This is a genomic window from Gemmatimonadota bacterium (genome assembly GCA_040388625.1).
Taxonomy (GTDB): Bacteria; Gemmatimonadota; Gemmatimonadetes; order Gemmatimonadales; family Gemmatimonadaceae; genus Fen-1247.
In genome coordinates this window covers 151,806-177,943 of sequence record JAZKBK010000003.1, presented here as the reverse complement: position 1 = coordinate 177,943, position 26,138 = coordinate 151,806, and the positions used below count along the sequence as shown (strand labels likewise).

At 61.8% G+C, this 26,138-nt stretch carries 24 protein-coding genes; 21 read left to right on the top strand and 3 right to left on the bottom strand.

Annotated features, from left to right (window positions below):
* Positions 1 to 33: 33 nt before the first annotated feature.
* The 15 genes from V4529_06430 to V4529_06360 all read left to right on the top strand — a co-directional run bounded on the left by V4529_06430 (position 34) and on the right by V4529_06360 (position 17,924).
* A complete protein-coding gene (locus tag V4529_06430; protein MES2357965.1) occupies positions 34 to 1,212 on the top strand; it encodes a PepSY-associated TM helix domain-containing protein in 1,179 nt (392 codons plus the stop codon).
* 43 nt (positions 1,213 to 1,255) lie between these two features.
* Positions 1,256 to 3,805 (top strand): zinc-dependent metalloprotease, encoded by a 2,550-nt coding sequence (locus tag V4529_06425; protein MES2357964.1) that lies wholly within the window; start codon positions 1,256 to 1,258, stop codon positions 3,803 to 3,805.
* 152 nt (positions 3,806 to 3,957) lie between these two features.
* Positions 3,958 to 4,845, top strand: coding sequence for a hypothetical protein (locus tag V4529_06420; protein ID MES2357963.1), 888 nt, complete (start codon positions 3,958 to 3,960; stop codon positions 4,843 to 4,845).
* 24 nt (positions 4,846 to 4,869) lie between these two features.
* A complete protein-coding gene (locus tag V4529_06415) occupies positions 4,870 to 7,041 on the top strand; it encodes a prolyl oligopeptidase family serine peptidase (GenBank protein MES2357962.1) in 2,172 nt (723 codons plus the stop codon).
* A 205-nt stretch (positions 7,042 to 7,246) separates the two neighbouring features.
* Positions 7,247 to 9,451 carry a hypothetical protein gene (locus V4529_06410; GenBank protein MES2357961.1) on the top strand — a complete coding sequence of 735 codons (2,205 nt, stop codon included), beginning with the start codon at positions 7,247 to 7,249 and terminating at the stop codon, positions 9,449 to 9,451.
* A gap of 407 nt (positions 9,452 to 9,858) precedes the next feature.
* A complete protein-coding gene (locus tag V4529_06405) occupies positions 9,859 to 11,319 on the top strand; it encodes a glycoside hydrolase (protein MES2357960.1) in 1,461 nt (486 codons plus the stop codon).
* The gene (locus V4529_06400) at positions 11,316 to 11,690 is read left to right on the top strand and encodes a glyoxalase superfamily protein (protein ID MES2357959.1); all 375 of its coding nucleotides are present in this window, start codon (positions 11,316 to 11,318) and stop codon (positions 11,688 to 11,690) included. Before V4529_06405 ends, V4529_06400 begins: the two co-directional genes overlap by 4 nt.
* 58 nt (positions 11,691 to 11,748) lie before the next feature.
* Positions 11,749 to 11,898, top strand: coding sequence for a hypothetical protein (locus V4529_06395; GenBank protein ID MES2357958.1), 150 nt, complete (start codon positions 11,749 to 11,751; stop codon positions 11,896 to 11,898).
* A 58-nt stretch (positions 11,899 to 11,956) separates the two neighbouring features.
* A complete protein-coding gene (locus V4529_06390) occupies positions 11,957 to 13,105 on the top strand; it encodes an acetamidase/formamidase family protein (GenBank protein MES2357957.1) in 1,149 nt (382 codons plus the stop codon).
* Positions 13,106 to 13,216: 111 nt separating this feature from the next.
* On the top strand, positions 13,217 to 14,005 hold the full coding sequence (locus tag V4529_06385; protein MES2357956.1) for a carbon-nitrogen hydrolase family protein: 789 nt from the start codon (positions 13,217 to 13,219) through the stop codon (positions 14,003 to 14,005).
* A 77-nt stretch (positions 14,006 to 14,082) separates the two neighbouring features.
* On the top strand, positions 14,083 to 14,403 hold the full coding sequence (locus V4529_06380; GenBank protein MES2357955.1) for a hypothetical protein: 321 nt from the start codon (positions 14,083 to 14,085) through the stop codon (positions 14,401 to 14,403).
* Between the two features lie 77 nt (positions 14,404 to 14,480).
* Positions 14,481 to 14,942 (top strand): isoprenylcysteine carboxylmethyltransferase family protein, encoded by a 462-nt coding sequence (locus tag V4529_06375; protein ID MES2357954.1) that lies wholly within the window; start codon positions 14,481 to 14,483, stop codon positions 14,940 to 14,942.
* 39 nt (positions 14,943 to 14,981) lie between these two features.
* On the top strand, positions 14,982 to 15,842 hold the full coding sequence (locus V4529_06370) for a class I SAM-dependent methyltransferase (protein ID MES2357953.1): 861 nt from the start codon (positions 14,982 to 14,984) through the stop codon (positions 15,840 to 15,842).
* Positions 15,843 to 15,908: 66 nt separating this feature from the next.
* Positions 15,909 to 17,444, top strand: coding sequence for a serine/threonine-protein kinase (locus V4529_06365; GenBank protein MES2357952.1), 1,536 nt, complete (start codon positions 15,909 to 15,911; stop codon positions 17,442 to 17,444).
* A gap of 57 nt (positions 17,445 to 17,501) precedes the next feature.
* Positions 17,502 to 17,924, top strand: a complete 423-nt coding sequence (locus tag V4529_06360) for a hypothetical protein (GenBank protein MES2357951.1) — start codon at positions 17,502 to 17,504, stop codon at positions 17,922 to 17,924.
* 94 nt (positions 17,925 to 18,018) lie between these two features.
* On the opposite strand, the gene V4529_06355 is transcribed toward V4529_06360, so the two are convergent.
* Both V4529_06355 and V4529_06350 read right to left on the bottom strand, forming a co-directional pair.
* Positions 18,019 to 18,495 (bottom strand): SRPBCC family protein, encoded by a 477-nt coding sequence (locus V4529_06355; protein MES2357950.1) that lies wholly within the window; start codon positions 18,493 to 18,495, stop codon positions 18,019 to 18,021.
* A 27-nt stretch (positions 18,496 to 18,522) separates the two neighbouring features.
* Positions 18,523 to 18,957 carry a VOC family protein gene (locus V4529_06350; GenBank protein ID MES2357949.1) on the bottom strand — a complete coding sequence of 145 codons (435 nt, stop codon included), beginning with the start codon at positions 18,955 to 18,957 and terminating at the stop codon, positions 18,523 to 18,525.
* A 277-nt stretch (positions 18,958 to 19,234) separates the two neighbouring features.
* On the opposite strand from V4529_06350, the gene V4529_06345 reads away from it, so the two are divergent.
* From V4529_06345 to V4529_06330, 4 genes are all read left to right on the top strand, one after another.
* A complete protein-coding gene (locus V4529_06345) occupies positions 19,235 to 19,492 on the top strand; it encodes a hypothetical protein (protein MES2357948.1) in 258 nt (85 codons plus the stop codon).
* Entirely contained in the window at positions 19,492 to 20,394 is a 903-nt protein-coding gene (locus V4529_06340; GenBank protein MES2357947.1) for an ABC transporter ATP-binding protein, read from the top strand. Before V4529_06345 ends, V4529_06340 begins: the two co-directional genes overlap by 1 nt.
* A gap of 2 nt (positions 20,395 to 20,396) precedes the next feature.
* A complete protein-coding gene (locus tag V4529_06335; protein MES2357946.1) occupies positions 20,397 to 21,152 on the top strand; it encodes an ABC transporter permease in 756 nt (251 codons plus the stop codon).
* A gap of 81 nt (positions 21,153 to 21,233) precedes the next feature.
* On the top strand, positions 21,234 to 21,983 hold the full coding sequence (locus V4529_06330) for a glutaminyl-peptide cyclotransferase (GenBank protein ID MES2357945.1): 750 nt from the start codon (positions 21,234 to 21,236) through the stop codon (positions 21,981 to 21,983).
* Positions 21,984 to 21,998: 15 nt separating this feature from the next.
* Here V4529_06330 and V4529_06325 read toward each other — a convergent pair whose 3' ends face one another.
* A complete protein-coding gene (locus V4529_06325) occupies positions 21,999 to 22,871 on the bottom strand; it encodes a DoxX family protein (protein MES2357944.1) in 873 nt (290 codons plus the stop codon).
* A gap of 85 nt (positions 22,872 to 22,956) precedes the next feature.
* On the opposite strand from V4529_06325, the gene V4529_06320 reads away from it, so the two are divergent.
* The gene (locus tag V4529_06320; protein MES2357943.1) at positions 22,957 to 25,311 is read left to right on the top strand and encodes a DPP IV N-terminal domain-containing protein; all 2,355 of its coding nucleotides are present in this window, start codon (positions 22,957 to 22,959) and stop codon (positions 25,309 to 25,311) included.
* 132 nt (positions 25,312 to 25,443) lie between these two features.
* A complete protein-coding gene (locus V4529_06315) occupies positions 25,444 to 26,106 on the top strand; it encodes a dihydrofolate reductase family protein (GenBank protein MES2357942.1) in 663 nt (220 codons plus the stop codon).
* Positions 26,107 to 26,138: the final 32 nt, after the last annotated feature.

Sequence of the window (26,138 nt, the reverse complement as noted above, 5' to 3'; positions counted from 1 at the left end):
TTCGTCAGGGCATAAAGCTGCATCGTAGAGTCGGTGACGTCGTCAGTGGACCGGGAAGGCGGCGCAGGAACGGTCGCTCGTGTGCGCGGTGTGCGGCGCGGGCGACTGTGGTCCGTCATGTTTCTGCTGCACCAGGTGCTCGGGATCGCGAGCGGGCTCATCGTGGCGGTCGTCTGCCTCACCGGCGCGATTCTCGTCTTCAAGGTCGAGATCATCGCAGCGATGCATCCCGCGCGAGTGCACCTTGCGTCCGGCGGCATTCGTGGCGGAACCGCACTCGGAGTCGATGCCCTCGCCGACTCGGTGTCGCGCCAATCGCGATCACATCTCGAAACAGTGACGCTGTATTCCGGCCCGCAAAGGCCGGAGATCTTCACGCTTGCCAACGGCCGCCGGATGTACGTGAACCAGTACACCGGTCGTGTCGTGGATGTGCAGCGTGGAGACGAGCGATTCTTCGTGATCACCGAGGCGATACACCGGCGCTTGCTGGCCGGTGAGATCGGGCGGAGAGTCGTCGGTATTGCTACAGTCTGCTTCGTCGTCATCCTGATGAGCGGAGTCGTGATCTGGTGGCCCCGCACGGTGCGCATGCTCCGCACTCGTCTCACGTTCAAGCATCCCACCGGCTGGAAGCGGCGCAATTACGACCTGCACGTCGTGCTCGGCATCTATTCGACCGTGATTCTGCTTGTTGTCGGCGCAACTGGACTGGTCTGGTCATTCAGGACTATCGGCAATGCGGTCGATGGAATGACGCCGCGCGGGAAAGCCACGCCGACACCTCCGCATTCGATGCCATCATCGGGTGGCACGCCCATCTCGCTCGCGAACGCATTCCGAGCAGCCGGTGTCGCACTCGGGCCCACGACGACGCTCGTTCTCTACCTCCCCGAGACGCCGCGTGATGCGTTCACGGTTATGGGGCTTCCACCCGACGCTCCATATCGTCAGGCGATGGACATAGTGTATCTGGATCAGTTCAGCGGACGCGCACTGCGGGTAGATCGATTTCGTGATCGCCCCCTGGGTGAACTGCTGCGCCGCGGAACGAACCCGGTGCACGTGGGAACACTGTACGGGCTGCCGAGTGAAATCGCGGCGTTTCTGGCCTGTCTCATCGGAACCATCGCGCCGATCACGGGCGTCATCATCTGGATAAACCGCCGCTGGCCGCGCGCGTTCAATGCGCGGCGCGCGAGTCACACATGACGGATACCGCAATGTATTCGTGCGCAGCTTCGAATCAATTCTGATGAGGAACATCCTCCTGAAATCACATGCTGTTCGCCCCCTTGCGGCTTCGCTGCTCGGTATGCTCGCTCTTGGAGGCTGTCACGCCTCGCGGCCGCCTGGAGTTGCACCGGCAGCCGTCAGGAGCGAGTCGCCCGCGCGGCCAGTTGCGACATTGTCTGCATCCGGCATCGACTCCGGTCACAGCGCCAGCGGCAATACGAGGATCCGGCCCTACAGCGCCGTCGTGATGCGCGGTGCCGTGACACGCTCGGGCTTCTTCACCACGCACACGGTGGGCGACCGGCTGCTCTTCGAGATTCCCCGGTCTGCGATGAACGTCGACATGCTGCAGCTTGGCCGCTTTGCCCGTGCAGCCGCAGCCGTTCCGTCCAGCGCATCGGAATATGGCGGTGATCAGTTCAGCGAACGCACCATTCGCTGGGACAGAATAGGGAACCGGGTCTTTCTGCGCTCACCGTCGTATTCGATAATGGCGGACAGCACGCTTCCCATATACCGCGCAATACAGGGAAGTAACTACCCGCCGATAATCGCCGCATTCGACGTACTTGCATACGGACCGGACAGCGCCGCCGTGATCGACGTCACAAAGCTCTTCACGACTTCAGTTCCGGAATTTGCGGCACTGCACGGCCAGATCGATCCGCAGCGATCGTTCATCGAGCGCGTGGTCGCGTTTCCAGACAACGTGGAAGTCGAAGCGACGCAAACGGTAACGCCCAACAGTTCCCAGCTCACGTCGCTGGCACGTACTGCGGTGCCCACGCGAAGCGTACTTGCACACTGGAGCATGATCCGGCTTCCGGAGCATCCGATGATGCCGCGGCTCGCCGACGATCGCATCGGTTTCTACTCGCGGACGCGCGTCGATTTCGGAACCAGCGCCGACCGCGCCGTGGACCAGCGTTACATCGGCCGCTGGCGCCTCGAGAAGAAGTTTCCCGACTCCGCCGTTTCGGTGCCCGTGCATCCGATCGTCTATTACATCGATCCGGCGACGCCCGACAAGTGGAAACCCTGGATCAGGAAGGGAGTGGAAGCGTGGCAGCCCGCGTTCGAAGCGGCGGGATTTCGGCACGCGATCATCGCGCTCGATCCGCCCGCCAATGATCCGGACTGGTCTGCCGAAGATATCAGACACACCGTCATCCGATGGATGCCGTCTACTACGGAAAATGCCGCAAGCGATGGCACTCGCGACATTCGTACCGGCGAAGTGCTGAACGGATCCGTGCGCATTTTCCACAACATCATGAACATCACGCGCGACTGGTATCTCACACAGGTCGCGCCACTCGATCCCCGGGTGCAGCACGGGGAGTTTCCGGATTCGCTGATGGGTCGGCTGCTACAGTACATCGTGTCCCACGAAGTGGGCCATACCATCGGACTGTACCACAACCACAAGTCGAGCTCGCTGTATCCCGTTGACTCGCTTCGCTCGCGTAGGTGGCTGGCCAAAATGGGGCACACGGCATCCGTGATGGACTACTCTCGGTTCAATTACGTCGCGCAACCCGAAGATTCCATACCTCTGTCCGACCTCATCCCGCGTGTGGGTCCCGCTGACACCTACACAGTGAAATGGGGCTACACACCCATTCCCGGCGCCACTACGCCGGATGCGGAACGACCGACTCTCGATCGATGGGCACGAATGCAGGATTCGATTCCGTGGCTCCGGTTCGGTCACTCGACGGAAGTCTATACCACCGCGAACGTCGATCCAGGTGACGAGACGGAAGCCGTTGGCGACGCTGACGCCGTCAAGGCGACTGGTTACGGTCTCAGGAACATTCGCCGAATCGTGCCGATGCTGCTCGCGATGACGACAAAGCCAACCGAGGACAATTCACAGCTGCGGGAGTTGTACACTCGCCTCGTCAATCAGTGGCGCATCGAGCTGACGCACGTTGTGAATGTTGTCGGTGGTTCCGACGTTCAGACGAAATACGGGAGCCAGCCAGGCCCCGTATACACGCCTGTGCCCAGGGCCAGGCAGATTGCAGCCATCCAATTCCTGAACCGAAACGCGTTCCAGACCCCGGCCTTCCTGTTCGACGAAAGCATCACCCGCCGGCTGGAACCCACCGGAACTCTGCTGCGCATCTCCTCGATTCAGGCTCGACTTCTCTCGGCGCTGCTCCAGAATGCACGACTGGCGCGGCTGCGCGAATACGCCGCGATGGACCCTGCGACCTCCTATTCACTCGATGAGATGCTCGGCGATGTTCGCCATGGCGTCTGGAGCGAACTCTCAGCACCAAGGGTATCGATCAGCCCGGAGCGCAGGGCTCTCCAGCAGAGCTATCTCATCGACCTGGCAGGCAAGGTCAATCCGCCGGCGGGTTCGGGCCCGCGGGCTGGCACGACCGGCGCCCTGACCGACGCGCCGAACGAGCCGGACGTTCAGTCGATCCTGCGCGGAGAGCTGGTCGATCTCAGACGCGAGATCGAGCGGGCGCTCCCGCGAGCGTCCGACCGTGATACCCGGCTGCACCTGCTCGATGCCCGGGCCCGTATCGGGCGCATTCTGGAGCCAAAATGATCTCCGGCCCACCGGTGTTACAGGGTATCACGCGACTGACGGGTCTGTCTTATGTACGGACGCGATGCTGCCACGGCCTCGCTCAATGGATGGTGAGTCGATCTCATGATCCGCGAGACCTGCCCAATTTCCTCGTCAATGGATTGTTCCGCATGAAGCCAATAGCCCTGGCGCGCTGTGTTCTGATTTCCACGCTTGTGACCCTGGCGGCATGCGGATCGGACAGCACTACCGGAGCGCCGGCAAAGCCGGCACTGGTCAGAATCGTCAATTCCGTTTTCCAGTACACCGATGCGACCAACGCCGCATCGAAAACACAACCCCGCTCGATCGACATGTTGATTGATTCGAGCGCCGCAGCGCCGAGCTTGCTCGCGATTGCGCCGACCTCCGTCGCGACACCGACCGGGGCCGATGCATCGCTGTATGAGCCGGTTACGCCGGGCGTTCACTCGTTCGTGGCCAGGCTCGCAGGCAGCAGCGGTCCGCTGTCGTCGTTCTACACCAACGCCAACAGCACCGAGTATCTGCCGCGCCAGTATCTCACTTCCGGAATTCCATATACGGTCGTGGTCGCTGGAATCGTACCGGTGACTGCAGCGTCCGGAGCCCCGCAGCTGCTCACTCCGCCGACTGCAGTGCCTTTCGCCATCGTCACCAACGATCCATTCTCGCCACCAATGGTGAATGGAAAGTACCAGGCGCGGTTCAGGCTCATCAATGCAGCGCCATTCGCGACCGCAACGGGGCTCGGGGCGACGGTGTCGATGTACCTCACCCCCGGAACCACTGCGCCGGCCACTCTCACTGGACTGACAGCATCGGCGCTCGCGGTCTATCGCAACGCGAGCATCTATGTAAACGCCGACGCGGGGCCGTACACGCTCACGGTCGCGGTCGGCAGCACGATCCTGGCTCAGGCTGCCGTGACGCTCGGATCCGGAGAAGTGCGTACATTCATTCTGCAGAGCAAGCAGTACGCGGCAGTTCCATCCACGGCGAACCACGTATTGCAGTCGCTGCTTGATTCGCAGTACTGATTCGTCGCGCCGCACCAGGTGAAGATGCGCGGAAACGACGCGACGTTGCGCGCCATCAAGGCTGGCCTGGCGCTCGTGGCGGCGACGCTCGCGTGCATCACGCCGTCCGTAACCCATGCGCAAGCCGGCGAGTCAGGCCAGTCCGTGCAGCCGCCCGCATGCACGGCGGCGGGGGACGCGAAGTCCGGGCTTACGGTAGACGGCGTCCTGCATCTGCATGGTCAGGGGCTGGGCCGAACGAATCCATTCGGCGCGTACGATGTGAGCCACGACGGTAAGCGTGTGGCAGTACAAATCGGCCGACGGCTGGGCGATCTGCGCGCGCATGCCACTTTTACGTTTTTCTGGCTGCACGCGGATCTTGGCGTGTACGACATCGCGACGTCGCGACAGGTGGCCTTTCTCGATGACGCCGCCCGGGGCGACAGCTGGGCGAGTCCGTTCTGGTCGCCATCGGATCGATACCTCGCCCTCACGCACGTCGGACCCAACTCGCTCGACCGGGAGCTGTACACCTGGGAAGTTGGGCGAAGCGCTCCGAAGCAGATCGTTCCGGGCGCGCTCGCAGCATCCCTTCGTTTCGCCATCGGTGATCCCAACGGACGCGCTGGTGCGTACGCATGGCTCGATTCGGTCACGCTCGTCACCGCAATGCTTCCGCCCGGCACGGGGACGCTGGATCAGGACGACGCGATTGCGGAGTGGCCGAAGCTGTGGAAGGCAGCTTCGTCGGGGCTGCGTGCTTCTGCGTCAATCACCGATGCGCACCTTCCTTCGTTCATCCAGCCGGCGCATCCCACGCTCGGCGATTCACTCACGCTCTGGCGCATCGACGTGCGCACTGGCCAGCGACGTGCGCTCCTCAGAACCGCGTCGCTGCGTGGACGCACACCTCGCGACATTCTGATTTCCCGCGATGCACAGTGGATCGCGTTCACGCCCGATGTTCGGCCGATAGACGCATCTGCTGCTTCGATACCGCCGCTCAATCGCGCGGAAACCGAGCTGATTCTCGTCAACCTGCGTGACGGACGAATCCTGCATCCACTACCGGGAAGACACGTCACGCTCACGCGCTGGTCCGACGACGATTCGACCGTGGGCGCGCGTCTGATCGGTGACACGGTCGTTCAGGTTCGGCGTGACGGATCGGTGTTCCGCCCCGATCCGCCAGTGATCGAGCCGATCACCAGGCGCGCCCCGACACCACGCTCGCTTGCAAATGCTCAGGATGTACCGCATGTCGAGACGCGAGTCGATGATGCCGGTGAGCATCTGCTGGTGCGTCGCGGCAAGACGGTGCGCACGATAATATCGCTCGACCAGGACATCGCGAAGCTCAATGTGTGTCGCCCGTGGTACGTGCGTTACACGACCGACGCCGGAGATACTGTATTCGCGCGCATAACAATGCCACCGGGATACAGCAAGGGCACGCGATATCCGCTGATCGTGCAGATGTATCCGGGCACGGTTCATACGAAGGCGGAGCAGAGCAGCGACACATCCACGTATCCGCAGCCCGGCGACAACTGGTTGCCCGCGCTGTTGGCGGCGCGCGGCTACGTGGTGCTCGAGCCGAGTATGCCACTGTCCGGCGGCGGCGCCGACCGCGCGAGCCAGTTCCCGGGTGACATCCTTCCCGCGGTGGATTCGCTCATAAAGTTCGGGATCGCCGATCCGGATCGGCTCGGAATCGACGGGATCAGTTTCGGCGGTTACGGCACGGCGATGGTGATCGAGCAGACTCACCGATTCAAGGCAGCGGTTCTGCGTAACGGACTGTACGATCTCATCAGCATGTACGGCCAGTTCAATCCGACGCGCCGGCTTGCGGACGATGCCAATGAACAACTATGGGCTCCAGGCTGGGCCGAAGGCGGGCAGGGACATCTCGGTGTTCCACCTTACGGGCACTGGGATACATATCTCGAAGCCAGTCCGCTGATGCATGTAGAGTCGATTTCCACTCCGGTGCTGATCATCGGCGGAGACATGGACTACGCAGCGCCTCTTTCCCAGAGCGAGGAGCTGTTCACTGCGCTCAACCGACTCGGCAAGCCGGTGCGCTTCATCCGGTATGCCGGAGAAGCGCACGGCAACGCGTCGCCTGCCGGCATCAAGCACATGCTGAACCAGATGACTGACTGGTTCGATGGATGGCTCAAGCGCGACGAACCGGCCACACGCCATTGAGATAAATCACGCGTCAGCGCCGCTAGGCGCAGGAGCCGGGGTCCGGCATCAAAGCCAGGACCGCACAGGGGTGGTGAACTGAGCTCGGAGCACTACAGCGCTCTCGCTGCGCAGGCGATCCGCTCGGGTCGTGTCGATGAATTGCACTAGAATTACTGCGCGCTGAATATTGTATCCAATACCGCGCCTTCATTGGACCGCCACGATGACCCGTATCCGTTACATCCAGCTTCGCCTCGCACTTGCCGCCCTCCCCTCATTGGGCGTGGCCCAGCGCGAGCCTGGTCACCCGATCGGCAAGGTAACCACCATAGGGAACCTGATACATCTCGAGCTCGATAGCGCAGCAGTCGACTCCGCGCGTCTCTTCGACCTGGACCACCGAACCCTGCGATTCACTCCGCAAGGGAAGGGATTTCGCGTCGAAAATGTCGCACTGAGATGGGATGCGGACTTCGGGCCCCAACTCAAAGGAAATTCGGCGACGCTCAAGGGGTTCACCTTTCCTTTCTCGGGAAAGCAGTGGAGCTCCTTCGATGTCGCGATCGGAGCAATCACCTTCGGCACCATGCAGCAGGCGGCCGATCGCGCAAGATTCGGTGGTCCGCCCGCTGGCAACCGTACTGGCGCCGGCGGATCGACCCGCAACGGGTTCCTGATGGATCGCTACGCGTCCCTGCAGACTGTCGGAGAGACGTTCATCAACACGATTCCCGGCATCGCAGCATTCATAAAATCCGGATTGAACGGTCCGCATTTCGTGAAGGAACTGCCGGATCGCGCAGTTGTGACATGGACACTCAGCGAGGGAGCTGGCGGAATCCAGTCGTTCACCTGGGTACCGACGGTGAACCGCATTCAGGCGACACTCTACAAGACCGGCGTGATCGAGCTCTCGTACAACGACGTGTCAGCGCGCGACGCGGTGGTCGGTGTTTTCCCGATGGTCACCGATGGCATCGAGAAGGCGCTCGCGTCGATTCAGGATGCCCCCGATCCAGCGGTCGCACCGAACCTCGACATCACGCACGTCCGGCTTTCCAGCATCGATGGTCTCTTCGTCAGAGCGACCATCGAGACTCGCGGTGCCGTGCTCCCGAACGGCGATCCGGCGATCGATGGCGTGACGTATCGCGTCGCGTTCGACACGCACAAACCAACGTCGGCCGATCTCAGGAAGGCAACGGCAGTATGGACCATCCGCGGGTTTGCAGACAAACGTGCAGGCGGTGGAGGCGGAAGCCGTCCTCCACGTTACATCGTTTCCGGTGCCGGCGCGGAACCGGAAGTTACCGTGAACGGAAATACAATTTCGATCGAGGGCGTGCTTCCGGCTCCGCTCGCCGGCGCGACTCGGGTGTCCGTGTCTGCCGATGCAGAGAGTGGCACGCCGTCGTCGATCGTCGATCGGGTGACGGCGCGCTCGGTTGCACTCGGTGGCATTCGCTCCCCGGAGATAGATCTCTCGTTGGCGAGCAGGAGGAGCGGAACGTTTCCCGTTGCGTACGAAGGCTTCCACTGGCCCGAGATTCCGCGCGCGCAGGATGTTGCCTGCTCGATCATCACGACACTCGGCGACAACTTCGATTTCATCGCGACCTATTCGGATTTCCGCGTCGACAACCCCGAAGGTGGGACGCCGAGTAACGGACCACGCGGCGGCAACGTAACTGGTATCGGGACAGTTACGAATGGATTGGAGAACTATTGCAGCAAGGGCGAGCTGCAGTGGATGTACGTCGAACCGGTCTCGACGTCGGCAGTACAGATCCAGGAGAAGTCACCCGACGGCCGCATGCCCGACTACAACTACGCGATGTCGCAGATCGGACACGAGCTCGGTCATCGCTGGGCCGCCGATGCGCGCGCGGTAGCGAATGGCGACACGATCACGCTCGGTCCCGTACACTGGGCGACCGGCGTGCATCTTCCAGCTGCGTTCCCATACTCGAATCCCATCGAGGCCGACGCGATGGGCGGCAGTACGTGGAAGGACAACGGGGACGGCACGTACACTCAGCTCGACAGAGACTACTACTCGCCCGCGAAGGGCTACTCGTGGCTCGGCCTCTACCTGATGGGCCTCGCCAGGCCGGATGAGGTGCCGCCCTTCTTCATCCTTCGCAACCTGAAGCGCACCGGCCACCAGGATGCCAACGGTCATCCCATTTACACGGGTGACAGAACCAACATCACGATTCAGGACGTGATCGCAGCGATGGGTCCGCGCGAGCCGGACTTCGCGCATTCACAGAAGAAGTTCAACACCGCGATCGTCGTGATGACGATGCACGGCAAGCAGCCGACGAAGGAGCTGATCGCAGCGGCGAACAACATCGGCGAGCACTGGATCAGGTACTGGGCGAAGACGACCGATGGAAGGTCTGTGATGACGGTGAATCCGAGATAGGGACTCACCGTGCACTTCCGATCACAGCACGCGACATATTCGTCGGCGAGCTCGCGGCGGTTTCCGCGCGTCATTCTCTCAATTAACGCGGCAACTTCACATCGGGTTGCCGGTGGCAGAAGGCCATAGGTCGCGTGATGTAAAGCAACTATATGTCAATGTCAACATTATGTCAGCGTTGACGATATGTCTTGCGGCAGTGTTCGACGCAAGCATCTTCTGCCGCATATGTGCAGTGTCACTGTGTCCGACAGTGATCAGTTGTTTGGTGCGGGAAATGTCACGCGGAGAGGAGCGGCGGTTCCCTGAACTCTGGTCGGAACCTCGAGCGCCACGCACGATCAAATGGCCCGCTTGTGAGGCTGAAATCAAGTTGCGGAGGTTTGGTGAAGACATGTTTCCTCAGCATGATCGTCCTGATTTCCGTTGCAAAATTGCCCATCGAATCGGCCGCGGCGGAAGCGCCAGGTGGGCACGCGTTCGCATCGCGAAATCAAGCACCGGCGGAACCCGTCGCCGTTGACGTCGTCGAACACGACCAATCGGGGGCAGGTGCAGTCCCCACCTCTGGTGAAAAGGCCGGAACGACACCGGCAATGCAGATTCGCATCGGTCAGTCCTCCCGCTTATTGACGGGCCCGTGGCGCTTCCGTCCTGGCGACGACCAACGCTGGGCCGCGCCGGGCCTTGACGATTCGCGTTGGGAGGCCGTGGACCTTACCCCCGCTCCCGGCGCGCACGACGGCGATGTCGGTCTTACGGATTACGTGCCCGGTTGGTGGGCACGCGGTCACAATGGCTATTCGGGATACGCGTGGTACCGCATGCGTGTCGCCGTCGACGCCACCGCCGACACCCGCATCGCCCTCCTCGCGCCGGCGTATGTCGAAGACGCCTACCAGTTGTTCTGGAACGGAACCTTGATCGGCGGGACGGGCGACTTTTCCGGCACGAAGCCGGTTATCTACAGCACCAGGCCACAGATCTTTCGTTTGCCGCCAGAGTCTGCGAACGCGCACGACGCCGTCATAGCGATAAGGGTGTGGATGCGTCCCGGACTCGGACGCGGGCAGGACGCGGGCGGCATCCACATCGCCCCCATGCTCGGCACGATTGACGCCATCAGCGCCCAGTACCAACTCGATTGGCTGGAAACGTTCAAGGGTTATGTGGTCGAAGTTGTCGAGCCTCTGGCATTCGTGCTACTGGCGCTGCTGGCCTGGTGCTTCCGCGCGCAGCTTGCGCACGGGCATTTCGTGCAGTGGTTGTGCTCGGCGCTTCTGCTGACTGCCGCATACAGGCTGAATCAGGCGGTCTACACCTGGATGCCGTATGAAGACCTCACCACGTACCTCGTCGTGCATCAGACTCTCGTACCGCTCGGGTTGGCAGCATGGATCATGACATGGCGACATTGGTATCAGCTCGAACTCTGGCAATGGCTGACATACGCCATTGCCATCATCACCGCGCTGAGCGTGGTGACCGTGCTGAGTGCTGTGCTGGGGTTGACACTGCCTCACGGCATGTATGCCATGCTGAATCAGATATGGCGCGTCCCGCTGGCCGTCGTGCTGCTGGCGACCGCCATCGTCGGACTGCGCAGACGGCAGCCGGATCGTCTGCTCACGTTCATCGTCGTGCTGTTTGTCGCCGCCAGCCAATTCAGCGGTGCACTGACGGCGTTGGGCGTGCCAGGTATCTGGTTTCCCTTCGGTACCGGCGTCTCGCTGACACAGTACCTGTACGTTGGTATCATCGTGGGCCTGGCGGCATTGTTGATCCGAAGCGTGCAGCGGGGAGAAAACCGGGGTCAGAGTACATTTCCGCTACGGAAAACGTACTCTGACCCCGGTTTTTCCCAATGACAATCATTGCGACGCTACGCTGCAGCAACATGCGACGGTCAGTCGATTTCTACACACGCATTCTCGATTTCGAACGCGTCGATGGCGACGACGCGCTGGACGATCCGTCGTTCAGCGTTCTCGCCCGCGATGGCGCCCACCTGTTCCTCTCGAGCCACAGCGGCGATGGAGTCTTCGGTGCCGTAGTCGTCGTCACGACCACTGACATCGACGCACTGTTTCGGACGTTCCGCGAACGGGGACTCGAGACGCCCGGCAACCCTGAGGCGCCGCACGAAGTGCACGAAGGTCCACTCGAGCAGACCTGGGGCACGCGCGAGTTTTACGTCAATGATCCCGACGGCAACACGTTACGCTTTACTCAGGCATAGCGTCCCGCGCGCCTGCAGCCGCGCCAGCGCGTCATACCGCAAACACACGGGAGCTCGAATGAAGATACATTTCCCCGAGATCGTCGCCTCGGATGCTGTGACGAGGCACCGTGCCTTCGTTGCGCATCCCGCGATGGAGATTCCGGGAAAGGGTACGTTCGCCATCTACATCCAGGGAGACGCCGATCACGGATTGTGGCAACTATGATTCCCGGTTCCGGCGGACGCATTACCCCTCACGATCGCAAACCCAATGGCAAGCTAGCATGAACACACGCAGACAGTTCCTCATCAGTGCACCGCTCGGCGTCCTTGGCGTAATGGCAGCGTGCAAGGACGGCACACGCGAGTCGTCGGGCGGTGATTCTGTTGCTTCGAGCGACGTAGCGCCAGCGGCCGGGACCGCGATGGCGACCGCGGCAGCGCCAACCAGTGTCGCGAATATTCCCGCCGACGCACCGACGCTCGACTGGATCCCTCAGCACGCCGATCTCGTGTACACGTTCGGCGGCGCGCCCCCGAAACAGCACATCAAGTCGGGCACGCGCATCGCTACGTGGACGGAAGACTGCTTCGACGGCGCAGTGAAGACTGCGGCGGATCTCCCGTCCCGAAAGATGGCCGCCGGCCACGACAATCCGCAGACGGGCCCGTTCTACGTGGATGGCGCCGAGCCGGGTGATACGGTCGCGATTCACATCGTGAAACTCGAGCCTGCGCGCTCATATGCGGTATCGTCTTTCAGTCCGGGGTTTGGTGCACTCGTCGGCAACGATCAGACCGCGATGCTCGGACCGGATTTCCCGGAGACGACGTGGCGATACGACGTGGACGCGAAGCGCACTGCGGCTCGAGCCACGTCGGCCGACGGCAAGTATTCGTGGTCGGTACCGCTGGCGCCGTTCCTTGGCTGCATCGGCGTCGCGCCGGCGGGTGGCGAAGTTCGTACCACGATCGTGCCCGGCAACTTCGGCGGCAATATGGACTGTCCCGAGGTGCGTGCAGGAAATACGGTTTATCTGGGCGTTAACGTACCCGGCGCTCTCTTGTCCTTCGGCGATGGCCACTACGCGATGGGCGAAGGCGAGATCATGGGTGCTGCGATCGAAGGTGCACTGAACGTCGAGGTGTACGTCGAGCTGATCAGGAAGAGTGCGACGCCAATCCCGCGAATCGAGAACGCCGACGAGATAATCTTTGTCGGTTCGGGTCGTCCGCTCGAGGACGCCGCGCGCGTCGCATTCAAGGCGATGATCGGATGGGTGCGCGCGCAGTCCGGGATGTCGGTCATGGACGCATATCAATTCGTCGCGCAGAACGCGAAGGCGCCGATCATCCAGCTGGTTGATCCGGAGTATACCGTGATGGTGAAGATCGAGAAGAGTACAGTGCCGGGTGCGCGGCATACATCGTAGGATTCACATCTGAATCCGCATGCTGTCACCAAACAGGACGTTGGTGCTGCGTTTTGCCGTGACAGCCACGAGTCCATAGTGTACTAATTGATCATTCGACCCAGCCCCGAAATGAGTACAGTCAGAATTGCACTCGCCAACTTACGGTACGCGGCCACGCCCGATGAGTCGGTCGCGCTGGCCCATGCTGCTATCCAGCAGGCGTCGGTCGAGGGGGCGCTCATCGTGTGCTTTCCGGAGTGCTACGTCCCGGGCTATCGTGCGACGGGCAGGATGGTGCCACCGATCGATGCCGCCTTCCTCGAGCGCGCGTGGTCATCGATTGCCAAAGTAGCGGCAGATACTGGCGTCGCGGTGGTGCTTGGAACCGAGCGCGTGGTCGACGGCGCGCCGCGGCTGACTGCGCTGGTCATCGATCGAGACGGAACGATCGCCGGTTTCCAGGACAAGGTGCAGCTGGACCCGTCAGAGGAGAGTTTCTACTCGCCGGGTACGCAGCGCGAGTGCTTCCAGGTTGGTCCGCTGAAGTTCGGCGTGGCTATCTGCCACGAGGGGTGGCGCTACCCGGAGACGGTGCGTTGGCCCGCGCAGCGCGGTGCGCACATAGTGTTCCATCCGCATTTCGCCGAGGCCGAACCGGGCGGCTATCAGCCCACCAGCTTCGCTGATCCCCTGAACACGTTTCACGAGAAGGCGATGCTGTGCCGCGCCGCGGAGAACAGCTGTTATTTCGCGAGCGTCAACTACGCGAGCGGCGGATCGCCGACGACATCGGCAGTAGTGCATCCTGACGGGACAGTGCTTGGGTGGCAGCCGTACGGCAAGGAAGGCTTGCTGATCGCCGATCTGGACACGGCCGTGGCGACCGGTTGGCTCGCTATGCGGTGCAGGACTGTGTAGACGCGACGCACCCACGCATTGCGCGATCGGTATCTTGCGGAGATTCGCCGATCCGATCCCTCACGAAAGGAGATGTGATGTCCAATCCGTCCCAGGCTCCGGCTGCCAGCGGCATGAAGGGTCCGATGAGCCCGTTGTGGCGCGGCCTCGTTGTCGCACTTTTCGCAGTTGGCTTGCTCGGTCATTTGCTCGCCGCGAGCGCCATCGGCGGAAGCCGCATGGCATACACGCACCACGTGTTCGGTTTCTTCCTCATTCTCATCGTCACGGGCGTCATCATCGTAGCGCTCGGACGATGGCTCTGGCGCGATCGTCCCGCTGTCACGTGGCTCGTTGTGAGTGCCGTGCAGGCGATCTTTGGCCTCATCATCTACCTCGATCGGTTTCACATAGCGTAACAGGTCGGCGCTCGCCCGATGAGACGAGCGGTCCAATCTGGCGCTTGAACCGATCCTACCCCATCGCGAGCGCGTCCATGAAATCACTCGAAGTAAAGGTGCCACCGCCGGTGGTTGCAGCAGTCATCGCAGTCGCGATGTGGGGCACATCCCGGTTCGCGCCGTTGCTCCATCTGCCCGACACGCTGCGCTTCACTGCGGCTGCAGTAATGGCGTTGATTGGCATCGGCTTCAGCATTGCCGGCGTCAGGGCGTTTCGTCGAGCGCGAACGACGGTAAATCCCACGACACCGGAGCGGGCATCTTCTCTGGTCAGCTCGGGCGTATTTCGAATCACACGCAACCCCATGTACGTCGGCCTTGCGTGGATTCTGGGTGCATGGGCGGTATTCCTGTCTTCGGCATGGGCGCTGCTCGGGCTGGTTGCCTTTGTATTCTACATGGACCGCTTCCAGATCGCACCCGAGGAGCGCGCGCTCGCAAAGCTCTTCGGCAACGAATACACAAGCTATCAGGCACGCGTACGTCGGTGGCTGTGACGCTCGATCGCCACGTCACGCGATTAGCTTCCTTTCACTATGCAGGAAAAACCGACCGCGGTTCCGGACAGCTCGGCGGTGCGCGTCGCGTTGTGGCGCGCTCTGCACGTCGAGGTCGATGCATCTCCACACGTCATCAGAGACACCATCGGTCTCGAGCTTGTCGCGCCTGACGACAATTGGCGCAGCCGGCCCGACATGGATCGTCAAGGCACGCGCGGGTTCCGGGCAGGCATCGTTGCCCGCGCTCGCTTCGTCGATGACCTTGTCACCGAACAGGCCGCACTCGGCGTCACACAGTACCTCATACTCGGCGCCGGACTCGATACCTTCGCGCAGCGCAGGCCGGGGATCACCTCGCGCATACGGATATTCGAGATCGACCAGCCGGAGACGCAGGCATGGAAGCGGCAGCGCCTGATCGACCTTGGCTTCGGCATTCCAGACTGGCTGCGATTGGTGCCGGTCGACTTCGAGGCAGGCGATGACTGGTGGGACCGGCTCGCGGATGATGCGGATTTCGATGCGACCCTGCCGACGGTGGTCGCATGCACCGGCGTCACGATGTACCTGACGAGAGACGCGGTCGCGGCCACACTGCGCCGACTCGCGGCGCTCGCCGCTGGCTCGACGCTGGCGATGACGTTTCTTCTGCCCGCGGAGCTCACGGAAGGCGAGGAGCGGCAGCAGCACAAGGAAGTCCAGAAAAACGCCCGGGCTTCGGGGACGCCGTTCCTCAGCTTCTTCACTCCGCGGGAGATGCTGGCGATGGCCCGGGACGCAGGCTTCGCGTCGGTCGCTCATGTATCCGCGGCCGATCTTGCCCAACGCTACTTCGCCGGCCGCACCGACGGACTGCGGCCGTCGAGCGGAGAGTCGTTTCTGATTGCGACTACCTGAGGGATAGGTCCTGTAGCGGCGGGTGACTCCTCGCCGGAAACCGGGTTCGGGTGCATCATTATGGCGATGCCGACCCCCAAGCTCGCCGCCCGCTTCCGACGCGCCGGCACTCACCGCGACGACTTCAGCAACAGTGAGGAGCTGCGCGCCACGCTTCAGCGGCGACTTCGTGCAGTTGCCTGGGTATGCGCAGCTTACAACGCCGGTGGCGCAATCTTTGGCACACTCTCGCCGATCATGCGCGCGCGCACTGCAACGGCACCACTCTCGGCGGGGTCATCATACCTCTATGTAATTGTAGCTGCCCTGTTCGTGATCGCAGCGCAGCTGCTTCGGCCCGGCTCGCCCCGGCCACTCGGCAGGCTACGTCTCTACGAAGCGATCATCTTCACCTTCGGCGCAGGACTTTTTCTTGCGCTCAACATCTTTGACTACTCGACGCTGCAGGACGTGTATTCGAAGGCGCCGATCGACATCGCGCTTGGGACGGCGAGCTTTGCGGTATTCCTGATGGTCGCGTATGGCGTTCTCATTCCGAACCCAGCGCGGCGAACGGCGATTGCGGTGGCGCTGTTCGCGATGACGGGGCTCGCGCCGGATGTGTGGGCGCTCGTCACAGGCATGCTTCCAATATCGATCGCGCCAATCGTGTTCGGATTCAAGGTCACTGTGCTGACGCTCACAGGGCTCATCATCTGGTTTGGGTCTTATCGATACGAGATCGTGGTGCGTCGCGAGGCGGCAGCGCGCGAACTTGGACAATACACGCTCGGCGAGCAGCTTGGTTCGGGTGGCATGGGCGATGTTTTTCGCGGCGAGCATCGGATGTTGCGCCGCCCGGTCGCGATCAAGCTGATCAGCGCCGAGCAGGCGGGCAGTCCCGATGCGCTCGCTCGCTTCGAGCGCGAAGCTCAGGCGACGGCGCAGCTCACACATCCCAACACTGTGCAACTCTTCGACTATGGCCGCTCCGAGGACGGTACGTTCTACTGTGTCATGGAATTGCTCGACGGCGAGACGCTCGAGAAGATCGTCGAGCGCGACGGTCCAATGCACGTATCGCGCGCCGTTCACGTTCTGATGCAGCTCTGCGGCGCGCTCGCCGAAGCGCACGATCGCGGACTCGTGCATCGCGACATCAAGCCGAGCAACGTGATACTGGGCAATCGCGGCGGAATGCCGGACGTCGCGAAGCTGCTCGACTTTGGTCTGGTCACTGCGCGCGGCACTGGGAGCGCCGGTGCGATGGGCGCGACTCTGACGCAGGCCGGAATGATCGTCGGAACACCGGAATTCATGAGCCCCGAGCAGTGCGGTGATCCGAACGAGATCAGCGCATCGTCGGATATCTACAGCCTCGGCGCACTCGGATACTTTCTCGTCACCGGTCGCTCACCGTTCGCCGGACGGAATTCGATGCAGATGCTTGCGGCGCATCTGTACGAGACGCCGCCCGCGCCATCGACCCACGTTGCGGACATTCCGCCGGAGCTCGACGCCATACTCATGCGAGCGCTCACCAAGGACCCCGCCGGTCGCTTCGAGAATGCGCGAGCGATGGCGAGAGCGCTGGAATGGAACGTCGCTCAGGTGCCCGCGTAGCTCCTTACGGTTGGACCGCAGGAAGTCATCGACGCACTCACACCCAGGGGGATCGATATGACTGCAACACCGAAGTGGCTCAAGCCCGTTGGTATTGTTGCACTGATCTGGAACTTGATCGGTGTCGCCGCGTTTGTCATGGATCTCCGCCTCACTCCAGCAGATGTCGCGAAGCTGAGCGCCGCGCAGCAGGCTATGTATGCAGCCCGTCCTGCATGGTCGATCGCTGCGACGGGTATTGCTGTGTGCGCTGGTGCGCTTGGATGCATCGGTTTGATCGTCGGCAAGCGGTGGGCGTATCCACTGCTGGTTCTGTCACTGCTCGGCGTGATCCTTCAGGACGTATCGCTGTTCGGCATGAGCGGCGCGATGTCGCAGGCTGGATCGACGGCGGTCGTTCTGCAATGTGTCGTGCTGGTGGTAGCGTTGGTGCTGGCACTGCTCGCGAGCAAGGCGACGAGGAGCGGCTGGCTTGCGTAAGGTACACCCGCTGTTGCTGGAGCCACAGTCGTAGTGAACAATGTGTGACTCGTTCGGATCGCGCGGTGAAAAATCCGAACGTGTCGCACTAGCATCATACGACTGACGGACCGGAATTCTCCGCGAGATACTTCGCGATCCGCCGCATCTGCGCCTCCCAGCCCTTGCTGTTGCTGGTGAACGCAGGCGTCCGCCGCGACTCTGGCAACGCGTCGAAACCTGATTCTACTACGACGAGCAGAGTACCTTCGGGCACTTCATCGATCGTGAATACGACGAGCGTGGTCGGTTCGGTAGAATAGTCGGCCGACATGTCGATTGCGTTCGGATGCCAGCGAAAGGAGAATGCGTGCTGCGGCTCGATTGCTTCGACCCAGATCGTCATCGTGACATGCTCGTAACCCACATTCGTAACGTGTCCGTTGATGACAGCGCCGGGTTCAAAAGCCGCGGTGAGCTCGACGCCGAACCATTGCGTGAACTCGCGGACGTCAGTGAGCGCGCGCCAGACGCGTGCGCGCGGGGCGGAAAGGACGACGGACTCTTCGATGCGGTCGGTAGAGGATGGCATTTGCTTGTCCCTGATGAAGCGTACCAGCTACGCCGGTTCCGACGATATCACCAGCTTGAATCCATCCGGATCGACCAACCGAAACACGCGCACGCCCCTCATATCCACCGGCTCCGTCTCCAGTATGCCGCCACGCTCCCGCACTCGCGTCGCCAGCTCGTCGATGTTCTGGGACGTCGTCAGCCGCAACGACATTCCGGCGCCCTTGACCCGGTCCGATCCCCTGGCGCCGTTGTCCTGCGTCAGCAGGATGGCCACCGGCCCCGCTCTGAGCGACACGGCGAACATCTTTCCGTCACGCTCGTGTGTCTGTGCAACCGTGAAGCCGAGCACGTCGCGATACCACGCGAGGCTGGTCTCAATGACATTGACGGTCAACGACGCCGAGAGTGTGTTGGCGACGAACGTCGCCGGTTCGTCGCTGGATGCACCGGCAGCCGTGACTGCTGGAATTGAGCTCATGAGATATCTGATACGGGACAGAGAATGATTCCGTACACAAGCGCATGCGAAATCCGTGCAAGCAATCCTGGGGATGACAACGTAGTGCCCCGCGCCGCGCTCCAGCAACGCCTCCGCCGGCGTCGCCTGCGAGCCCGTCTCAGTCGAGTCATGCCTGGTGCCGACCCCTCGCCCGCACTCGCGCGGCCTTCACTGTGGACGCCGCGCAACCCCGATGCTTGATTATATGGGCTCGGTGTCACGGGCAGAGAGGCCTCACTGGAGGATCTGAATCACCATGCCGGACCGCCACTACGATGAAGACGAGGTCGCGGCGATCTTCCGTGCGGCCGCGGAAGGCTCCGACTCGCGCACACTGCCAGGCGGTCGCGCTGACGGACTGACGCTCGATGACCTCCAGGACATTGCTCGCGAAGTCGGCATCTCGCCCACCGCCCTCGGCGCGCTACGACTCCCGCGCTGGGCCAGGCTACGCAGGCGACAGATGGATGACGTAGCAGCGCGACTGACACGGACGATGCAAGATCCAACGTGATTCCCGTCATTTCCGTCTCGAGACTGGGTAAGCGTTACGGCCGCACTATCGCAGTGAGAGACGTCTCGCTGGAAGTGTTCGAAGGCGAGATCTTCGGGCTCATTGGTCCGAACGGCGCCGGCAAGACGACCACGATGGAGTGCGTGGAGGGCAATCGCGTTCCCGACGCCGGGACCATTTCGGTACTCGGCCTCGATCCACAGCGCGACGCCAACACTCTCCGGCAGCGGATCGGCGTGCAGCACCAGGAAGCGCAGCTCCAGAAGCGGATCAAGGTGTGGGAGGCGGTGGACCTCTGGGCGTCGCTGTATCCCCGTGTGGTGGATACCGACGCACTCCTCGACCGCCTTGGTCTCGCAGCAAAGCGCGACTCATGGTTCATGACTCTCTCCGGTGGACAGAAGCAGCGGCTCTTCATCGCGCTGGCGCTCATTCATGAACCCGAGGTCGTGTTCCTCGATGAGCTCACCACCGGACTCGATCCACAGGCGCGTCGTGCGATATGGGCCCTGGTAACCGGGATCAGAGACCGTGGCACGACGGTGTTCCTCACGACTCACCTGATGGAAGAGGCCGAGCGACTCTGCGATCGCGTCGCGATCATCGAGCACGGATGCATCATCGAGTTGGGCACGCCCGCCGAGCTGGTACAGAAGCACTGCCCGGAACGGACTGCCGTCTTCACGAGCGATGATGCAGATGTCATCGAACGCATGCAGGGCCTTGGCGCGATCGAGCGCAATGGAGTGACGTACACGCTTCGCGGCGCCGGTGACGACTTCGTGACCGGAGTGATCAACGTCATCGCGCGCGAAGGTATTCGCGTGCGTGGTTTCCGCACCGAGATCCCGACGCTCGAGGATGTGTTCCTCAAGCTGACCGGTCACGGGATCAGGGACTGACGATGCCACGCGGACCGCTGCGGGGATTCTGGAAGCTCACCTGGCTCGAGACCAAGATCTTCATGCGCGAACCAATGGGGTTCGTCGGCGCGCTATTGGTGCCGCTGCTGGTTTTCGTGGTATTGGGACGCGCCTTAGGCATCGGCAAACCGATGGCCACACCGGGGGTCGATATCCCATTCAACGTGGCGATCCTCGCGGCGATATTGATCGCGATCAGCGCGGTGCAGTCGCTCGTTGCGATCATATCCATATACAGGGAAGGTGGTATCCTCAAACGCCTTCGCTCCACGCCACTGTCGCCGGTGACGATCATGGGTGCGCAGGTAACTGTGAAGCTTGTGTTCACGGTGGTCAGTCTCGCGTTGCTCATGCTCGCCGGCCGGCGACTTTTCCCGGGCGTGATGCGCGTAAACGTATTCAGCTTCACCGCAGCCGTCGTGCTTGGCACGTTCAGCATCCTCTCTCTTGGATTCGTCCTCGCCAGCCTGGTGCCTACGGCGCGGTTCGCGCAGCCGATCAGCGCGGCGGTACTCTATCCCATGCTCGCGTTGTCGGGGCTCTTCTATCCACTGGATAGATTCCCGCGCGCACTCCGCGGGTTGGCGTATCTGTTCCCGACGACGCACGCGGTGGCACTGCTGCAGGGCGTGTGGGATGGATCCGGTTGGGGCGCACACTGGGTGAACGTCGCGGCGCTGCTCGTTCTGTTCGCCGCGTACACCGCCATTTCAACACGCGTTTTCCGCTGGGAGTGATTCGGGATGTTGCAGCGAGGCAACGGAGTATTTTCTCCTATGCGCACAAACCGTACGTGCCCTACGTCGCTGATCGTAGCCGTGACGATACTAATGGGTGCAGGATGCCGCGGCACTGAGAGTCACCAGCCAGCGCGTTACGAAGTGACGGCGCGCTTCCCGCACGATTCTTTCGCCTACACGCAGGGGCTTCTCTACGCCGACGGCGTGCTCTTCGAGAGCACCGGACTCAACGGCCGCTCCGACGTGCGACGAGTCGATCTCAAATCGGGCAGAGTGCTGGCGTCGAGGCCGCTTGCAGCAAATCGGTTTGGCGAAGGGCTCGCGCTGCTCAAGGGTCGCCTGTATCAGCTCACATGGAAGGCCGGTGTGGCGTACACGTACGATGCCGCCACACTCGCTCCACGCGATTCGTTCAACTATCCCGGTGAAGGGTGGGGACTCGCAGCCGACGGAACGTCGCTGATCATGAGCGATGGCTCCGATTCGCTGCGTGTGCTGTCACCGGAAACGTTTCAGGTGCAACGAGTCGTGCATGTACGCGACAATGGTGCGCCGCTGTATCAGATCAACGAGTTGGAGTACGTCAACGGCGAGCTGTTCGCCAACGTGTACCAGTCCAACTGGGTGCTCCGAATCGATCCGGCAACCGGCGACGTGCGGGAGACGATCGACTTTGCGGATCTGTATCCGGACCGTCCGGCGTACGCTGAAGTCATGAACGGAATCGCGCTTGCGCCGGATGGAAAGCAGCTTCTTCTCACCGGAAAATATTGGCCGGTGATGTTTCAGGTTCGGCTGCGCCCGTCTCCATCGCAAAAACATCTATAGGTTCATGGCAACGCGCTAAGCTGCTGGCCGGCGAACTATCGGTTCCGGCGACTGCTGGGACGTCGCCGGATTCTTGTTCGCGATGCTCGCCGCAACCACCCACGCGCCCGCGCTGATCGCCCAGGAGATGGTGAACTCTGACCACACGTTCTGCGTCCTTGGCGTGGCGATGATCGCCGGAATCCAGACCAGACCGGTGAATGCGCTCAGCATCGCTGCCTCCATTGCCGCCGCGAGCCGCGGATAAATCCCGAGAAGCACGCCAAGTCCGGCTGCGATATGCGCAGCTCCGGTGAGGTAGGCCCAGCCGGTGTGGAAGGGAAGCCAGGCGGGAACGAGGGGCGCGGTCAGGTCGACGTAGACGAAGTGCGAAAGGCCGATCGGAATCAGGGCGGCCCCGAATACGAGCTGGGCGATGCGAAGCGCGCGCGTATCCGCAGCGGTCAGCACCCATGCGCCTGTGAAGACGACGGTGATCATCGCCGTGTTCAACCAGGTCATTTCAACGAGCGGAGCTCTGATGACCAGCGGAATCTCGAGCAACAGTACTACGAGCGCCCAGTATGGCACAAGCACGCGTGCCGCCAACACTTCGGTGCGCTTCGAGAGCAAACCGATGCCGCACACCAGCATGAGCGTCGCCGACGCGTACGCGAGTATCTCGCGACCTGGCAATGAGGCTGGCGCGTCGTGCCATACTGTCGCGAAATCGCCGTAGACGAGACCGACGATTCCGAGGCCGATCATGCCAATGGCGAACGCCTGTTGGGTAGCCTGTTTGTATCGCATGAGTGGAGGGCGAGTAACGAATATTATCCGCGACTCGTTGAGCCCCGACGTAATTATCCTGTCTATGATGTAATGATCTGGTGATCTTGCGGTCGTCAAGATTGGATATTATATCCCCTCCCGACCAGTAACCCATAATCGCTCGCGTCGATGTGGCGCCGCGCCGTCAACAACGAGGGGAACCATGAAGTCCGTAAGAGAGCCGGCGCCGATGGCCGCACGGGCAGCTCGTGTGCAGCGCGCCATGACGGTCGTTCTTCTATCGTGCAGTGTCGCTGCGACGATCCCCGTAACTGTCGCCGCGCAGGGAACAGCGGCCGATTATGCACGCGCCGAGGGATTGGCGCGACGGCTCGACGGACTCGTTGTGGACGACGCCGATCCGCCGGTATGGCTCCAGAATGGGGACAGCTTCACCTACAATAAATCGGTGCGCGGCGGCCACACCTTCGTGCTCGTCGACGCAGCCACCCTCGCGCGACGTTCTCCGTTCGATCAGACCCGGCTCGCGGCCACTCTCAGCAGCGATCTCAAGCGGCCGATAACCGCGCTCACGCTTCCGTTTACGACATTCTCGTTCGCCGATGGCGAGAGCGCGATCGAATTCGTACCGCGTGATCGCTTCGGACCGCCCACCGATGCGGTACGCTGGCGCTGCACACTGGCGAATTATGTTTGCGCCGTTGCGCCGCCCAGGGAACGCACGCAGCGGGAGCGGCGGAGCTATGGCGGCGGATTGTTCGGCGGACTGCCGCGCCCGGATACGCTCCCGCACATTTCGCCAGACGGAAAGCAGGAAGCTCTCATACGCAACTTCAACGTGTATGTGCGCCCCGTGGGCTCCGAGCGCGGGGTCATGCTCAGCACCGATGGATCAGAGGGCGATGCGTACGATCAGTCGTCAATCGTCTGGTCGCCGGACTCCAGACGGATCGCAGCCTACCGCGTGCGGCCCGGATACCGGCGGATGGTGCATTACGTGCTGTCCTCGCCAACCGATCAGCTCCAGCCGAAGGACTCGACGCTCTACTACAACAAGCCGGGCGACGTGCTCGACGTCGATCAGCCGGTACTCTTCGATCTCGCTTCGCACAGGCAGTTCGTCATCGACAACTCGCTCTTTCCCAACGCATACGACGTCACGGCGCTCGCCTGGCGACGCAACAGTCAGGCGGTGACGTTCGAGTACAATCAGCGTGGCCATCAGGCGTATCGCGTGATCGAGATCGATGCCAACACTGGCACGACACGCGCAGTCATGGACGAAGAGTCGCCCACCTTCTTCGAGTACTCCGCAAAGAAGTACCGACATGACATCGATGACGGAAAGGAAATCATCTGGATGTCCGAGCGCGATGGATGGAATCACCTTTACCTCTACGACGGCGTTACGGGCCGAGTGAAGAACCAGATCACTAAGGGACCATGGGTGGTCCGCGGCGTCGATTGGATCGATGACGCGAAGCGGCAGATATGGTTCGCCGCGAGCGGCATGTATCCCGGCAAGGATCCGTACTTCATCCATCACTACCGCATCAACTTCGACGGATCCGGACTCACGGCGATCACGGACGCCGACGCGATGCACACTGTAAGTTTTTCTCCCGATCACAACTACTACGTCGATCTGTGGTCGCGCGTGGATCTACCGCCCGTTCTACAGCTTCGCCGAACCAGCGATCTCCAAGTGATAATGAATGTGGAGCACGCCGACGCCAGCGCGCTGCTCGCCACCGGTTGGCGTCCGCCGGAAGTGTTCACTGCCAAGGGTCGTGACGGCAAGACAGACATCTGGGGCGTCATCATCCGTCCCACCAACTTCGATCCGAAAAAGAAGTATCCCGTCATCGAGAACATCTACGCCGGACCGCAGGACTCCTTCGTTCCAAAGACGTTCAGTACTCAGGCCAGCATGCAAGCCCAGGCTGAGCTCGGCTTCATCGTTGTGCAGATCGATGGCATGGGTACGTCGAATCGATCCAAGGCGTTCCACGATGTCGCGTGGAAAGATCTTGCCGATGCTGGCTTCCCTGATCGCATTCTCTGGCACAAGGCAGTCGCCGCGAAGTATCCCTACTACGACATCAGTCGTGTCGGCATTTACGGAACCTCAGCCGGCGGTCAGAGCGCACTCGGCGCATTGCTCTTTCATCCGGAGTTCTACAAGGCCGCCGTTTCTGCTGCGGGCGCGCACGACAACCGGATGGACAAGATTTGGTGGAACGAGCAATGGATGGGATGGCCGATCGGTCCGCAGTACGCGGCGTCGTCCAACGTGGACAACGCGTACAGATTGCAGGGTAAGCTGCTGCTCGTCGTTGGTGAGATGGATCCCAACGTGGATCCTTCGACGACGATGCAGGTCGTCAATGCGTTGATAAAGGCGAAGAAGTACTTCGACTTGCTGGTCATACCGGGCGCTGGTCATGGATCGGGCGGCACTTACGGTGAGCTCAAGCGCTTCGACTTCTTCGTTCACAATCTGCTGGGCGTAGAAGCACCGGAAAGGAATCACGGCGCGGCGTCGCCGGTATCATGATGTCATTCCGGGCTCGTGTGAAATGGAGTGGGAATCCGCGCCGTGCGTGTTTCGCAAGGACACAGTGAACGGGGTTGGTTGTCGCGTTCGCATCAGCTAGTTTGTCAGCCTGGCCAATCAATGAGGATCACAATGTCCAAGCTCCGTGTCCTGAGTTTCGCAATTTCCACTGACGGTTACGGCGCCGGTCCCGATCAGGATCTCCAGAACCCGCTCGGCGTCAGAGGTCCCGAGTTGATGGAGTGGTTCTTTTCCACGCGCGCGTGGCGGAAGATGCACGGTCAGGGCGATGGTGAAACGGGAATCGATAACGGGATCGCCGAGCGAAGTTTTGAGGGAATCGGTGCCTGGATTCTTGGACGCAACATGTTCGGTCCCGTGCGCGGACCGTGGCCTGATTACAGCTGGAAAGGATGGTGGGGCGACGAGCCGCCGTACCACACTCCCGTCTTCGTGCTGACGCATCATCCGCGGCCGCCACTCGAAATGGCCGGCGGCACGGTGTTTCACTTTGTCACCGGCGGTATCCACGCAGCGCTGGAACAGGCGACTGCCGCAGCTGGTGGCCTCGACATCCGTCTCGGCGGGGGTGTATCGACGGTGCGGCAATTTCTGACTGCCGGACTGGTCGATGACATGCACCTCGCTGTCAGGCCGGTGCTGCTCGGATCGGGTGAGAATCTCTGGAACGGAATCGACGCGCGCGCTCTGGGTTATGAGTGTACGGAAAGCATCGCTGGCGAGCGCGCGACCCACGTCTTTATCAAGAAGCGTCCCGGAGCCGATACGCGTTAGCACCCGGTGGCCCGCCCGCTGGCCCGCCTGCG

What these genes read in the sequence shown, in the direction of transcription:
- V4529_06370 (MES2357953.1), top strand. Translation starts at nt 14,982, where the DNA reads ATGCAGGAAAAACCGACCGCGGTTCCGGACAGCTCGGCGGTGCGCGTC.
- V4529_06320 (MES2357943.1), top strand. Translation starts at nt 22,957, where the DNA reads ATGAAGTCCGTAAGAGAGCCGGCGCCGATGGCCGCACGGGCAGCTCGT.
- V4529_06420 (MES2357963.1), top strand. Translation starts at nt 3,958, where the DNA reads ATGAAGCCAATAGCCCTGGCGCGCTGTGTTCTGATTTCCACGCTTGTG.
- V4529_06405 (MES2357960.1), top strand. Translation starts at nt 9,859, where the DNA reads ATGATCGTCCTGATTTCCGTTGCAAAATTGCCCATCGAATCGGCCGCG.
- V4529_06355 (MES2357950.1), bottom strand. Translation starts at nt 18,495, where the DNA reads ATGCCATCCTCTACCGACCGCATCGAAGAGTCCGTCGTCCTTTCCGCC.
- V4529_06375 (MES2357954.1), top strand. Translation starts at nt 14,481, where the DNA reads ATGAAATCACTCGAAGTAAAGGTGCCACCGCCGGTGGTTGCAGCAGTC.
- V4529_06385 (MES2357956.1), top strand. Translation starts at nt 13,217, where the DNA reads ATGAGTACAGTCAGAATTGCACTCGCCAACTTACGGTACGCGGCCACG.
- V4529_06315 (MES2357942.1), top strand. Translation starts at nt 25,444, where the DNA reads ATGTCCAAGCTCCGTGTCCTGAGTTTCGCAATTTCCACTGACGGTTAC.
- V4529_06380 (MES2357955.1), top strand. Translation starts at nt 14,083, where the DNA reads ATGTCCAATCCGTCCCAGGCTCCGGCTGCCAGCGGCATGAAGGGTCCG.
- V4529_06360 (MES2357951.1), top strand. Translation starts at nt 17,502, where the DNA reads ATGACTGCAACACCGAAGTGGCTCAAGCCCGTTGGTATTGTTGCACTG.
- V4529_06395 (MES2357958.1), top strand. Translation starts at nt 11,749, where the DNA reads ATGAAGATACATTTCCCCGAGATCGTCGCCTCGGATGCTGTGACGAGG.
- V4529_06425 (MES2357964.1), top strand. Translation starts at nt 1,256, where the DNA reads ATGAGGAACATCCTCCTGAAATCACATGCTGTTCGCCCCCTTGCGGCT.
- V4529_06400 (MES2357959.1), top strand. Translation starts at nt 11,316, where the DNA reads ATGACAATCATTGCGACGCTACGCTGCAGCAACATGCGACGGTCAGTC.
- V4529_06365 (MES2357952.1), top strand. Translation starts at nt 15,909, where the DNA reads ATGCCGACCCCCAAGCTCGCCGCCCGCTTCCGACGCGCCGGCACTCAC.
- V4529_06410 (MES2357961.1), top strand. Translation starts at nt 7,247, where the DNA reads ATGACCCGTATCCGTTACATCCAGCTTCGCCTCGCACTTGCCGCCCTC.
- V4529_06350 (MES2357949.1), bottom strand. Translation starts at nt 18,957, where the DNA reads ATGAGCTCAATTCCAGCAGTCACGGCTGCCGGTGCATCCAGCGACGAA.
- V4529_06390 (MES2357957.1), top strand. Translation starts at nt 11,957, where the DNA reads ATGAACACACGCAGACAGTTCCTCATCAGTGCACCGCTCGGCGTCCTT.
- V4529_06415 (MES2357962.1), top strand. Translation starts at nt 4,870, where the DNA reads ATGCGCGGAAACGACGCGACGTTGCGCGCCATCAAGGCTGGCCTGGCG.
- V4529_06335 (MES2357946.1), top strand. Translation starts at nt 20,397, where the DNA reads ATGCCACGCGGACCGCTGCGGGGATTCTGGAAGCTCACCTGGCTCGAG.
- V4529_06345 (MES2357948.1), top strand. Translation starts at nt 19,235, where the DNA reads ATGCCGGACCGCCACTACGATGAAGACGAGGTCGCGGCGATCTTCCGT.